Below are 13,303 nucleotides of genomic sequence, written 5' to 3'. Positions count from 1 at the left end.
CGCCTGCTGCTTCGATTCAGCAGCAATTGGGGTTATGATAGCTTTAAACGATATAGTCATTGTCATTCGCAGCCGCTGTCAGTAAGGTTATTGATACAACGGTTGCTTTAACGAATCCGAATCTCACATTATCAGGGGTGTAAAAATGGAAACTACCAAGCCTTCGTTCCAGGATGTTCTGGAATTCGTCCGCCTGTTCCGCCGCAAAAACAAACTGCAGCGTGAAATCCAGGACGTTGAGAAGAAGATCCGTGACAACCAGAAACGTGTCCTGCTGCTCGACAACCTGAGCGACTACATCAAGCCAGGCATGAGCGTTGAAGCTATTCAGGGCATCATCGCCAGCATGAAGAGCGACTATGAAGACCGCGTGGATGACTACATCATCAAAAATGCTGAGCTGTCCAAAGAGCGTCGCGATATCTCTAAAAAGCTGAAAGTGATGGGCGAAATCAAAAACGGCGAAGCAAAAAGCGAGTAATCGCAATGAATGGTGAAAAAGGCTCTCTGGTGACAGAGAGCCTTTTTTATTTTAGTAGGTCGGGTAAGGCGCAAGCCGCCACCCGACAATTTTATCAGGCACAGAAAAGCAAAAAGCCTGCTTTAAAAGCAGGCTTTTTAAATTTGGCTCCTCTGACTGGACTCGAACCAGTGACATACGGATTAACAGTCCGCCGTTCTACCGACTGAACTACAGAGGAATCGTTGTGGAGGCTTATCTTAGCGGCGAAAAAACTTTTGTCAAACCTGATCTTAGAGAAAATCGACTGACTGCTGAATCTGTCGTCAGTTTGTTGTAAATCCACACATCTTTTTCAGGAAAATACTTTGCAGGATGAGCATTTCTCCCCCATCATTTGAAATGGAGTTTCAACTTTTCTCGCTAAGGTCCATTTTGAACGTCACTGCTCCTCTGCGCCAGGCGATCATGCGCACGCCCTGGTACGCAAAACGTAAAAGCTATCGTGTCCTCTTCTGGCGTGAAATCACCCCCCTTGCGGTGCCTATCTTTCTGGAGAATACCTGCGTACTGCTGATGGGGGTGTTGAGCACCTTCCTTGTCAGCTGGCTGGGGAAAGAGGCGATGGCGGGGGTTGGGCTGGCGGACAGCTTCAACATGGTGGTGATGTCCTTCTTCGCGGCTATCGACCTTGGGACAACCGTCGTGGTGGCCTTCAGCCTCGGCAAGCTTGACCCCAAACGGGCCCGCGAGGCGGCTCGCCAGTCGCTGATGATCATGACCATTTTTTCGATCGTTCTGGCGGCGGTGATCCACTATTTCGGTAAAGAGATTATCGACGTTGTCGCCGGGGAAGCCACGAACGAGGTGAAGGACCTGGCGCTAACCTACCTCGAAATGACCGTCATAAGCTATCCGGCCGCGGCTATCGCGCTGATTGGCAGTGGTGCGCTGCGCGGGGCAGGTAACACCAAAATCCCGCTGCTGATCAACGGCGGGATGAATATCCTGAATATCATCATCAGCAGCGTGCTGATCTACGGCGTGTTTTCATGGGAAGGGTTGGGGTTCGTCGGTGCCGGTCTGGGGCTAACCATTTCTCGCTACATTGGTGCTGCGGCGATTATCGGGGTGCTGATGACGGGCATCACGCCTTCGCTGCGGCTTACGCTGAAAAGCTACTTCCGACCCTTTAACTTCGCCATTATCTGGGAAGTGATGGGGATTGGTATTCCCGCCAGTATTGAATCAGTGCTGTTTAACGGCGGTAAGCTGCTGACGCAGATGTTTGTCGCCGGTATGGGGACCGACGTTATCGCCGGTAACTTTATCGCCTTCTCCATCGCCTCGCTGATTAACCTGCCGGGTAACGCGCTGGGTTCAGCCTCGACCATCATCACGGGCAAACGGCTCGGGAAAGGGCAGATAGGCCAGGCGGAACGTCAGCTGCGCCACGTGTTCTGGCTGTCAACGATTGGCCTGACGGCGATCGCCTGGGGAACCGCCCCCTTTGCCGGGCTGATGGCCGCGTTTTATACCCATGAACAGGATGTGAAAGAGGTTGTTAAGATCCTTATCTGGCTCAATGCCGCGTTTATGCCCATCTGGGCGGCCTCATGGGTGCTACCCGCGGGGCTGAAAGGGGCGCGTGATGCTCGTTTTGCGATGTGGGTGTCGATGCTCGGCATGTGGGGGTGTCGGGTTGTGGCGGGTTATACGTTAGGTGTAGTGCTTGGCTGGGGCGTGGTGGGTGTCTGGCTGGGAATGTTCCTTGACTGGGCCGTGCGCGGGGCGCTGTTCTACTGGCGTATGGTCAGCGGGCGCTGGCTATGGAAATATCCGCGCCAAAATGCCTGACAAATGCGCGAAATGGAGAATAAATCGGCAAACGATCGGAAATCTGCATTCTGCCTTTGACATCCCGGGGGAGCATCGATAATATGCGCCCCGTTCACACGATTCCTCTGTAGTTCAGTCGGTAGAACGGCGGACTGTTAATCCGTATGTCACTGGTTCGAGTCCAGTCAGAGGAGCCAAATTTAAAAAGCCTGCTTTTAAAGCAGGCTTTTTGCTTTTTAATCTCTGGAAGTATTGCCCGGTGGCGCTGCGCTTACCGGGCCTACTTGTTCCGTAGGCCGGGTAAGGCAAAGCCGCCATCCGGCAAAAGCCGCACTATCGAGCCAAACTAATCGGCGCCGTCGCCTCAATCAGCCACGGACGCGCCTCGCTATTCACCAGCGGTGACAGCGCCTCGCGAACCTGCTGATGATATTCATCCAGCCACTGCTTTTCCTGCCCGGTCAACAGCTGCAATTCCACCTGGCTTAAATCAATCGGGATCAGCGTTAGCGAAGAAAACGTGCAGAACCCCGGGCGGCTTTCAACAATTTCCACCTGGTTTTCAATGCGGATACCGTGGCTGCCGCCCAGATAATACCCCGGTTCAATGGTCATGATATTGCCCGCCACCAGTGGCCAGGGGTTAACCTTTTTGGCGATGCGGTGTGGGTTTTCATGGATAAGAAGCTGATGCCCCACGCCATGTCCCGTGCCGTGATCGTAATCCAGCCCCATTTCCCACAGCGGACGTCGCGCGAAAGCGTCCAGCTGATGCCCGTGTGTGCCGGATGGGAACTGCAGGGTTATCAGCGACAGAAAGCCTCTCAGTACGGCGGTATAATGCATACGCTGCTGCGGGGGAACATGACCCCAGGCAAGCGTGCGCGTGGCGTCGGTGGTGCCGTTAGTGTACTGACCGCCAGAATCATTCAGGTAAAAATGATCGTGGCCGATGGGTTTGTTGCTGGCCTCGCTGGAGTGATAGTGGCACATCGCCGCGTTGCTCGAAGAGGCGGAAATGGTCGCAAAGCTCTGCTCGATAAAGCCGGGCTGCTGTTTACGGAACGCGAGCTGTTGCGCCTGTACTTCGAGCTCGGTTAACGGATTTCCAGCCGCTTCACGTCGCGGCACTTCACGGCTCAGCCAGGCCAGGAAGTTGACCCACGCGGCGCCGTCCTGGTGATGACATTCACGATACCCTGCCAGCTCGACCGGGTTTTTGGTGGCTTTCAGCAGGGTGATCGGATCGGTCTGCCAGACGATCTCCCCCTGGGGTTCAATGGCGAAGCGCAGGGCTACCGGTGCTGAATCGGCATCGACCATGACTCGTTTACCTTCTGCAATTTCTCGGCAGCGTTCGATAAAGGCGTCCTGTGGCGCAGTGGCGAGCGTGTTACGCACGGCTTCGGGCAGGGCGCTGAGCTTAGTGTCGTTAACAAACCACTCCACGTGACCGTCGCGACGCAACAGGGCAAAAGAGAGCGGTACCGGGCTGGTGGGGATATCTGACCCGCGTACGTTGAGCAGCCAGGCAATGTTATCCGGCAGCGTAACCGCCAGATAATCAGCATTGTTCGCGGCCAGCACGGCGGCAACGCGCTGACGTTTGTCTTCGCTGCTTTCACCGCTTACCGCAACCGGCATTTCACGGATCGGCCCCGCCGGTGCGGCAGGACGATCGATCCAGAGCGTGTCAAACGGTGAGGCATTCAGCGGGACGAGCTGACACGGCGTGGCAGAAAGTTGCGTAAACTCGGTATTTGTCATCAGCAGTGGATCAAAACCGATGCGTGTGGCGGGCTCGACGTTTGCCACCAGCCATGCTGCCAGCGGTTCATTGTGCAGATGATGAATTTCAATCTCATCCAGGTTGACCTGAACGCGGGCCTGCACCTGATAGCGCCCGTCGACGAACAGCAACGCTTTGTCTTTCAGAACCAGCGCCAGGCCAGCCGAGCCGTCAAAGCCCGTCAGCCAGGCCAGTTTTTCATCATACGGCGCGCAGCATTCACTCTGCAGGCATCCGCGCGCGGGACGATTATCCCGTCGAGATGGTTTTCCTGAAGCCACTGGCGCAGGGCCGCTAAGGGTGATGAGGTGGACATGCATTTTCCTTAATAGTTATCAGCGGAACGGTGGCTCGTTGAAGGTACGCAACTTGCGGGAATGCAGTTTGTCACCTTCCGCCCGCAGCAAATCAATGGCACGAATGCCAATTTGCAGGTGTTCGGATATCGCCCCTTCATAGAAGCGGTTGGCCTGACCCGGCAGCTTGATTTCGCCATGCAGCGGCTTATCGGACACGCAGAGCAAGGTGCCGTAAGGCACGCGGAAGCGATACCCCTGCGCGGCAATGGTGGCGCTTTCCATATCAATCGCCACCGCACGGCTCAGGTTGAACCGCAGCGCGGAGGCGGAGTAACGCAGCTCCCAGTTACGGTCATCGGTAGTGACCACCGTACCGGTGCGCAGGCGCTGCTTAACCTCTTCACCGGGCATGCCGCTCACCTCTTTGGTGGCGTCATACAGCGCGCGCTGCACTTCAGCGATGCTCGGAATCGGAATGTCTGGCGGCAGCACGGCGTCGAGAACGTGGTCGTCGCGTAAGTAGGCGTGGGCCAGCACGTAATCACCAATCAGCTGGCTTTCGCGCAGGCCGCCGCAATGGCCGATCATCAGCCAGACGTCCGGGCGCAGTACCGCCAGATGGTCGCAGATGGTTTTGGCGTTCGACGGCCCCACGCCGATGTTGATCAGCGTGATGCCCTGGCCGTCGGCGGTGATCAGGTGCCAGGCAGGCATCTGGTGCTTTTTCCATGCCAGGTCGGAAATGGCCTGCTCGGGCGCTTCGGTCTCTGCGGTGATCCAGATCCCGCCCGCACAGGAGAGCGCGATGTACGGGCTTTCCGGGTCAAGGATCTGGCTGCAGCCCCAGCGGACAAACTCATCGACGTAACGGGTGTAGTTGGTAAACAGCACGAACGGCTGGAAATGCTCGGCGGGCGTGCCGGTGTAGTGGCGCAGGCGTGCCAGCGAGAAATCCACCCGGCGGGCATCAAAGTGCGAGAGGGGAGAAAATTCTGCCGGGTGATAAATCCCGTCTGCCGTTTCATCGCCAATCTGTGAAAGCTCGGTGGTTGGGAAATGGCGGGTCAGTCCCGCGCTCATGGAACGATCAAGGGTTAGCGCCGAACCGTCAATCACGTAAGGATACGGGATCTCATGCTGTGAAGGTTCTACGGCAATGTGTGCGCCGTAATCCTGGTATAACAGCGTGAGTTGCTCTTCAAGATAAGGGCGGAACAGTGCAGGGCGGGTGACGGTGGTGCTGTAGCAGCCGGAGTGGGTAAAACGGGCATAGGCGCGGGTTTTTGGCGTCGTGCTGGCGCTGCCGTCCCAGGTCACAGAGAGCGATGGATAAACAAAAAGGCCCTCACTTCTGGCCTTTTCGTCGGGAAGTTTCCCTGTTTCGATATATTCGCTGATGGCGCTACGCAGCGCGTTGACGGACTGTTCATACAGTGCGTCGAGTTTTTCCAGCGCCTGAGCCGGGGTCAGGCTGGAGCCCTTATTATTCATCTCTGTCTCCTTGTTCCACAGGTGTGCGACTCTACCCGATAGTATGTCACACGCCTGTGAAACAAAAGGGAGATCAGCTGTGGCGCGTCTCTTTCATCAGTAGCGCCGTCGCCGCTGACAGCAGGCATCCTGCCAGCAGATAAATCGCCACGCTGTGCCAGTTTCCCCCGGAGAAGGTCACCAGCGCGGCGGCAATAAACGGCGTGAAGCCGCCGCCGACCACGCTGGCAACCTGGTAGCCCACGCCCGCGCCGCTGTAGCGATAGCTCGCGCCAAACAGTTCGGTAAACATCGGCTGTTGTACGCAGACCACCATATCGTGAGCGATGTTCGCGAGCATAATGGCGAAGAAGACAATCCAGAACACAGACTGCGCCTCCAGCGCCATAAAGAACGGCCAGGCGCTGAGGGTACCAATCAGCGCGCCGGTGATATAGACGCGACGGCGGCCAAATTTGTCCGCCAGCCAGGCGAAACAGGGGATAGTCAGGCAGCTGATCCCGCCGACCACCAGACCAATATTCAGGAATAGCTCACGCGGCAGACCGAGATTTTGCGTCGAGTAGTTCAGGGCAAACGCGGTGACGATGTACATCGTCAGCAGCTCACACAGGCGCAGGGCGATAATTTTCAGAAAAGCGCCAGGGTGCCGGACGAGGGCTTCCATAACCGGAAGGCGTTTTTTGACGGAAGGCTTTTCCTGCTGCTTTTCGAATTCTGCCGACTCCTCCATCCCGTTACGGATCCACAGCGCGGCAATGACCAGCACGATGCTGAAGATAAACGGAATGCGCCAGCCCCAGCTCAGGAACTGCTCGTCGGTGGTGTAATGGCTGATGAGTGACACCAGCCCGGTCGACAGCAGCAGCCCCACGCCATATCCCACCTGTACGCCGCTGCTGTAGAACGCTTTCCGGTTTTTCGGTGCGCTCTCAACGGACAACAGCGCCGCACCGCCCCATTCGCCGCCTACGGCGAAGCCCTGGATGGCGCGCAGTATCACCAGCAATACCGGTGCCCACCAGCCAATGGCGGAAAACGAAGGGAGAATGCCAATCAGCGCAGTGGCAATCCCCATCATCCAGACGGTAAGCATTAGCATGCGTTTGCGGCCCAGCCGGTCGCCGAAGTGGCCGAAGATCACCCCACCAAGCGGACGAAACAGGAACCCGACGCCGAAGGTGGCAAATGCGGCGAGGGTGCCCATCGCGGGGCTGACCTGGGGGAAGAATTCACGGTTAAACACCAGCGCGGCGGTGATACCGTAGAGCAGAAAATCATACCAGTCGACGACGGCGCCCGCGAAGCTGCCGAGGGCGGCACGACGGGCACGATTGAGCGAAGGGGTCTCCTCGCCGGGACGTTCGGAGATGAGGGTGGAGTCCATAGTTGTCCTGTCCATACTGATTTTAATTATTGGTATAAGAAAAGGTCACTCACATAGCAGCCGTCATATAAACGGAACCTATGAGACTACCGCGACAGAACGTCTGAGAAAACGTTTTTATCTTTCCGGATGGCGCTGAATAAAGAAATTTCATCAACACCTTCAGCGATATAATTATGTCTGCTTGACGCGGTTATCTGCTGAATGGTTTACAGTAATAGTGACCGCTGCGTGAGTTAAGCTGAGGGAATCACGATGCAACGCACCTTTTCGGCAATCTGGATGATCCTGTTTTTATTCGTCGCACCGCTTCACGCGGAGCCCAACGTCTACGGTGAACAGCGCATCAGCGGCTGGTGGAATGCGCTGACGGATGATATTTCGCAAACCTGGGAGCAGCCTCAACGTTACGATCTGTACCTGCCATTTTTGAGCTGGCATGCCCGCTTTATGTACGACAAAGAAAAAACCGACAATTACAATGAAATGCCGTGGGGCGGTGGCCTGGGCGTCTCCCGCTATAACGAAGAGGGCAACTGGAGCGCGCTTTTCGCAATGATGTTCAAAGACTCGCACAACGAATGGCAGCCCGCAATGGGCTATGGCTGGGAGAAGGGCTGGTATCTGGATGACGCCAACGATTTCCGGCTTGGGCTCGGCGCCGCGGCGGGGATCACGGCGCGAGATGATTTTGCAAACTATGTACCGCTACCGTTCATCTTCCCGCTGTTCTCGGCCAGCTATAAGCGCGTTACCGTTCAGTTCACCTATATTCCCGGAACCTATAACAACGGGAACGTGCTTTTTGCCTGGCTGCGCTTAGGCTTTTAAAGGGTGATCACCTTTTTTGCCACAGCGTTAGACAGTACCAGCATGGAGAAGAGAACTGAGCTGACGAACGTGAGCACAATCAGCGTCAGCTTCATGCCGAGAGACGTCACCGGTATCAGCGCCGTCAGCAGATGAAATACCGAGTAGTGCACAATGTACACGCCGGTCATCGTTTTGCTGATGGCGGCCAGGATGGACTCCTTCAGTTCAGCATTGCGGCGAAAGCGTACGCCGTTCGCCGCAATCACCAGCGCGACGATCAGAATGTAAATTTGAGAGCCGGTGAGGATAAAAGCGTTCCTGTCGGCCTTAAACAGGGCAAAAAAGAAGTGGCGCTCGTAAAACCAGGTAAAGAGGTAGATGAACGGGATGGCAATAACCGCTGCCCGAACCACCGATTTGCGGCTTATCCACTCGGCTATTTTGGGGTCGCAGAAGAGTTGCCCCGTCAGATAAAACAGCAGCCATGTCCACAGCCGATACTGCGGTGACAGAGAGAGGACGTGCGCGTCAGGATAAAGCGCCGATAATAGGTCGTATCCGTAAGAAAAGACCAGCAGTGCAGCAATCGCGGTGCAGAACAACGCTCGCCGCTGGCTGAGCCATTCCACCGCAGGGTGGAAGGCGTAAATCACGACAAACGCAAACACGAACCACGGCTGGATTAAATACCCGCGCTGATACGGCTCCCACAGGTAGTAGATCGTTATCCAGAAAAGAAAGACGGTCACCAGGCTTTTAATTTTGCCCAGCTGCCAGTGGCTGCCGTGCCGGGACTGTCCGTCGAGATAGCCTGACACCACAAAAAACAACGGTGTGGCAATCGTCGAGATAAAGGTTAAAAACCCCAGGATCCAGTGATAGTCATAATCATAACGATCCCAGGTGTTGTAGATGGTGAAGAAGGTAACCGCCGTCATACAGCCCAGCGTCTTGATAATGTTCAGTCCTGTCGCATTCATTGTTGTCTGGCTTCGTCCTTACGATGGAAACATGCATATATTACAGGAAGAACCAGCAGCGTCAGGATAGTCGCAAACCCCAGTCCAAACATAATCACAACGGCCATGCTCTGGAAGAAAACATCCAGCAGCAGCGGCGCCAGGCCCAGTACGGTCGTAAATGCGGTAAGCAGGATAGGCCGCAGGCGCGAGGTGGCGGCGTAAACGATCGCCTCGTGCTGACCTTTATGCGCCTTCTGCTGCTCGATCTCTTCCACCAACACGATGCCGTTGCGAATGAGCATTCCGCTCAGGCTCAGGAGACCAATCAGCGCCATAAAGCCGAACGGGATCCCGGTAATTAAGAATCCCGGCGTAACGCCAATCAGCGCCAGCGGCACGGTCAGCCAGATGGCGACGGCGTTTTTCACCGAGCTGAACATCAACACTGTGATAACAAACATGACCAGGAATCCGATCGGCAGCGTGGTGAAGAGCCCCTGCTGGGCTTCGCTGGAGTTTTCTGCATCGCCTCCCCACTCGATGCTGTAGCCGTGGGGCAGAGGGAGGGCGTCAATGTGCGGCTTCACCCGGGCGAGAATATCGCCGGAGGTTTGCTGGCTGAGGGGATCGGGGTCGGTCATAACCGTCAGCACCCGCGAGCGGTCGCGGCGCAGAATAAGCGGATCTTCCCACTCCAGCGAGAAACGGCTAACAACGTTACTTAGCGGGATATACTGCTGCCGCGTCTGGCTCCAGACCAGCACGTTGTTCAGGTGATTGGCGTCCAGCCGTTCGCTCTCCGGCGGGCGCACCACGACAGGGAGCAGGTCGCTGCCTTCCCGATATAATCCTGCCCGGCTGCCGGAAAAATTCATCTCCAGCGCGTTGTCGACGTCCTGCTTGTCCACGCCAAGCTCGCGTCCAAGCGCGGCGACGTACTGCGGACGGATCACCTTGCTGCGGTTTTGCCAGTCGTTTCTCACGCTGCTTGTCGCCGGGTCGCGCGCCAGAATATCGTCCACCTGGCTGGCAATCAGGCGCAGCCTGTCAGGATCGGGACCCTTGATGCGCACCTCAATGGCGCTGTACCCGGAGGGGCCAAACATCACGCGTTTGGTGCTGGCGTTAACCTGCGGATAGTTTCGCGCAATGTACTCATCGACGTGACGCGTCAATGCGGAGATGTTGCGCTGGTCATCCATGCGCACCATGATCTGCGCGTAGTTGCTGTACTGCCGCTGTCCGCTGTAGGTCAGAATAAACCGCATGCTGCCCTGACCTATGGTTGAAACGGTGGTTTCCACGCCGGGCTGGCCGTTGATGGTTTTTTCGATATCACTGGTCATCTTCTCGGTCCATTTGATATCGGTGCCATACGGTAACCACAGGTCGACAAAGAAAATCGGCGTATTAGACGAGGGGAAAAAGTTTTGCCGCACGGCGCCAAAACCCCAGACTGACGCGACCAGCAGCGCAGCCATCACGATGAGTGTCGGCGTTTTCTGGAACAGCAGCGCGTTCAGGAGACGCTGATAAAGTCGGTAGAGGCGTTTGTCATAAGGATTTGACTCGTCGGGTTTCACAGCTGCGCCGTCGTTTTTAAACAACCACCACTTAATCAGCACCGGCGTGATGGTAAGCGCAGAGAACCAGCTCAGCATCAGGGAAATCAGCAGCACCTGGAACAGGGATTTACAATATTCCCCGGTAGAATCCTGCGACAGCCCGATAGGCGCAAAAGCCAGGATGGCGATCACCGTTGCCCCCAGCAGCGGCAGGGCGGAGCGACGGATGATGTAGCTAATGGCGGTCAATAGTGGCGAGCCCTGCTGACGCGCAATCAGTACCCCTTCAACTATCACGATGGCGTTATCCACCAGCATGCTGAGGGCGATGATCAGCGCGCCGAGCGAGATACGCTGCAGCTCAATGCCCCACAGATACATGATCAGCAGCGTGCCCAGCACGTTAAGCGCGAGGGAAAACGCGATGATAATCCCGCTGCGTACGCCCATAAAGATCAGCAGCACGCCGATGACAATCGCCAGCGCCATCAGAAAGTTAATGATAAAACCGTTAACAGAGTGGCCCACTTCGGCGGCCTGATCGTAGAACAGGTCGATGTGTATCCCCGCCGGTTTTTCCGCTGACATCTGGTTTAGCTTCGCCTCCAGCGCGTGGCCCACGTCGATCACGTTCACGCCGGGAATAAACGAGACGCCCATCGTGACGGCTTTTCTGCCGTTAGCATGGTAGATACTGGCGGGCGATTCGTTCAGCCCGCGCGACAGCGTGGCGATATCCCGTAGACGCGTCGCTGCCCCGGTGCCGGGAGGGGTGATGATGAGATCGGCCAGTTCATCCAGATTTTCAAACTCACCGGTTGGATGCAGGCGAATAGATTCCGTTCCCGAGGTGATTTCTCCGGCGCTGGATACCACGTTCAGCCTGCCGAGCAGGGCGGAAAGCTGGTTCAGCGTGATGCCGCGCGCGGCCATTTTGGTCAGGGAAATATCGATGTTGACCTGCTGGCTGATGGCCCCGCCGATGGCAACTTTACCGACGCCGGGGACCAGAATCAGTTCACGACGCAGCTGCTCGGCATACCTCACCAGTTCAGGATTGCTGAATTCATCCCCGGAAATCGCGAAGAAAAAGCCGAAGACATCGCCAAAATCATCATTTACAAAGGGCGTCACGACGCCGGGTGGGAACTGGCGCGCGGCATCGCCCACGCGACGGCGCAATTCGTCCCAAATCTGCGGCAGTTCGTTCGAATGATAGCGCGAGGCAATGTTCACGGTGATTTGCGACAAGCCGTTTGATGAGATAGAGCTGACATTGTCCAGATAGGGCAGCTGCTGAAGGGCATTCTCGAGGGGCAGCGTGACCTCCTCTTCCACCTGCTGAGCAGAGGCCCCAGGATAGTGGGTAATGACCACGGCCGTTTTGATGGTAAAGGCCGGATCTTCCAGTCTGCCAATGTTCAGCAGGGCGAAAATGCCCCCCACGCCGAGCAGCAGGATCGTTAGCCAGACGCGAATGGGGTTATTAATAAACTGGCGAGAGATATCCATTATAGTCCCCGTTCACGCGTCCAGATACGCACCGGCTGGTTAGCATGAAGCTCACCCACGCCTGCAGCCACCACGCGTTCGCCCGCCTTGAGCCCATGCGTAATGACAACGCCCTCAGTGGTGACTTGCCCCACGCTGACCTTGCGGTCTTCAAGATGGAGCGCGTCGCCTTCTCTCACGACGACCCAGACGTGCGGCTCATTGCGCGGGCTGTTGTTTGGGTTAAAGACCGCCTCCACCGGGACGACCAGTGCCTCAGCGCCCGCACCTGCCGGGAGATTGGTTAAATTGATTGTCACCGTACCGCTGACGCCTCCCACGGCGGGAAAATCATCCGGGCGCGGCATGGTGAGGATCACCTGCCAGGTCAGGGTGTTGCTATCGCTGCTACCCGAGTGCTCTTTATAGACGGCGGTAAACTCCCGATCCGGGAAGGCGTTAATTCTCACCACGGGGCGATACTGCGCGTTACGAATATCAAAGGTCCTGAACAGGTTCTCAGGAATACTAAACACCACATCCAGCAGGTCTGTGCGGGTTAAAGTCACAACAGGCTGACCCGCAGACACCACCTGATGGTTTCGGACATGCACGCTGGCCACCGTTCCGCTGAAGGGGGCGACGAGCGTCATCTGATTGAGCTCTTCACGGGCAATCTTTAGCGCCGCATTCGCCGAATCACGGTTCGCGCGCTGTACGTCCATCTCTGCTTTAGAGATAGCCTGGCGGCCCGCCAGCGTCTGAAAGCGATCGAACTGCCGCTGGGCCAGCGTCGCCGCTGTTTGTCTGTCGTTAACCCGCTGCTGGGCTTCACGGGCATTTAATCTCGCAAGCTGTTGACCCTGCTTGATGGCTGCACCCTGACGTATATCGAGTGCCTCAATTTGACCTGCGCGCTTGAAGGAAAGGTCTGTGGCATCACCCGATTCAATGCGTGCGGGAAAAACGCGCTGCTGGGCGTGACCGGGGACCGTCACCTCCGCCACTTTTACCATTCTGGGCAGAGGGGGAGCTTGCTTAGGTTTCGGGTCACATGCCGTGAGCATTAACAAAACGAATGGTAAAAGAGAGAGGTAGCGGTTCACTGTATTCCCCTAATAAATAACTGTTTTATTTATTCCATAACCTGGGCAGGGGTGACACTATTCTGCCAGAACAGTGACGACCATATAGGTAAATAAACCAA

General features: G+C 56.3%; 8 protein-coding genes, 2 tRNA genes and 1 pseudogene. 4 read left to right on the top strand and 7 right to left on the bottom strand.

Annotated elements, in window-relative coordinates:
- Positions 1-145: 145 nt before the first annotated feature.
- Positions 146-481, top strand: a complete 336-nt coding sequence (locus G0034_RS15065; RefSeq protein WP_008499467.1) for a DUF496 family protein — start codon at positions 146-148, stop codon at positions 479-481.
- A 144-nt stretch (positions 482-625) separates the two neighbouring features.
- Here G0034_RS15065 and G0034_RS15060 read toward each other — a convergent pair.
- A tRNA-Asn gene (locus G0034_RS15060) sits at positions 626-701 on the bottom strand.
- 161 nt (positions 702-862) lie between these two features.
- Between G0034_RS15060 and emmdR the strand changes: the two genes are divergently transcribed.
- Together emmdR and G0034_RS15050 are read left to right on the top strand one after the other, a co-directional pair.
- On the top strand, positions 863-2,317 hold the full coding sequence (emmdR, locus tag G0034_RS15055) for a multidrug efflux MATE transporter EmmdR (protein WP_121496143.1): 1,455 nt from the start codon (positions 863-865) through the stop codon (positions 2,315-2,317).
- A gap of 103 nt (positions 2,318-2,420) precedes the next feature.
- Positions 2,421-2,496, top strand: a tRNA-Asn gene (locus tag G0034_RS15050).
- 136 nt (positions 2,497-2,632) lie between these two features.
- On the opposite strand, the pseudogene G0034_RS15045 reads toward G0034_RS15050, so the two are convergent.
- From G0034_RS15045 to shiA, 3 genes and pseudogenes are all read right to left on the bottom strand, one after another.
- Positions 2,633-4,404: pseudogene (locus G0034_RS15045) on the bottom strand (aminopeptidase P family protein).
- A 19-nt stretch (positions 4,405-4,423) separates the two neighbouring features.
- Positions 4,424-5,878: an AMP nucleosidase gene (locus G0034_RS15040; RefSeq protein WP_014884456.1), complete on the bottom strand. Its 1,455-nt coding sequence runs from the start codon at positions 5,876-5,878 to the stop codon at positions 4,424-4,426.
- 73 nt (positions 5,879-5,951) lie between these two features.
- Positions 5,952-7,265 (bottom strand): shikimate transporter, encoded by a 1,314-nt coding sequence (gene shiA / locus G0034_RS15035; RefSeq protein WP_014884455.1) that lies wholly within the window; start codon positions 7,263-7,265, stop codon positions 5,952-5,954.
- A gap of 255 nt (positions 7,266-7,520) precedes the next feature.
- On the opposite strand from shiA, the gene pagP reads away from it, so the two are divergent.
- Positions 7,521-8,096 (top strand): lipid IV(A) palmitoyltransferase PagP, encoded by a 576-nt coding sequence (gene pagP / locus G0034_RS15030; RefSeq protein ID WP_014884454.1) that lies wholly within the window; start codon positions 7,521-7,523, stop codon positions 8,094-8,096.
- Here pagP and G0034_RS15025 read toward each other — a convergent pair.
- From G0034_RS15025 to G0034_RS15015, 3 genes are read right to left on the bottom strand one after another with little or no spacing between them, the layout of a single operon-like run.
- On the bottom strand, positions 8,093-9,058 hold the full coding sequence (locus G0034_RS15025) for an acyltransferase (protein WP_014884453.1): 966 nt from the start codon (positions 9,056-9,058) through the stop codon (positions 8,093-8,095). The genes pagP and G0034_RS15025 overlap by 4 nt on opposite strands.
- Positions 9,055-12,117 carry an efflux RND transporter permease subunit gene (locus tag G0034_RS15020; RefSeq protein ID WP_179121049.1) on the bottom strand — a complete coding sequence of 1,021 codons (3,063 nt, stop codon included), beginning with the start codon at positions 12,115-12,117 and terminating at the stop codon, positions 9,055-9,057. Before G0034_RS15020 ends, G0034_RS15025 begins: the two co-directional genes overlap by 4 nt.
- Entirely contained in the window at positions 12,117-13,202 is a 1,086-nt protein-coding gene (locus tag G0034_RS15015) for an efflux RND transporter periplasmic adaptor subunit (protein ID WP_047028203.1), read from the bottom strand. Before G0034_RS15015 ends, G0034_RS15020 begins: the two co-directional genes overlap by 1 nt.
- Positions 13,203-13,303 lie beyond the last annotated feature (101 nt).

The sequence above is a fragment of the Enterobacter sp. T2 genome (assembly GCF_010692925.1).
Lineage (GTDB): Bacteria > Pseudomonadota > Gammaproteobacteria > Enterobacterales > Enterobacteriaceae > Enterobacter > Enterobacter kobei.
This window is presented reverse-complemented; position numbering and strand designations above follow the sequence as displayed.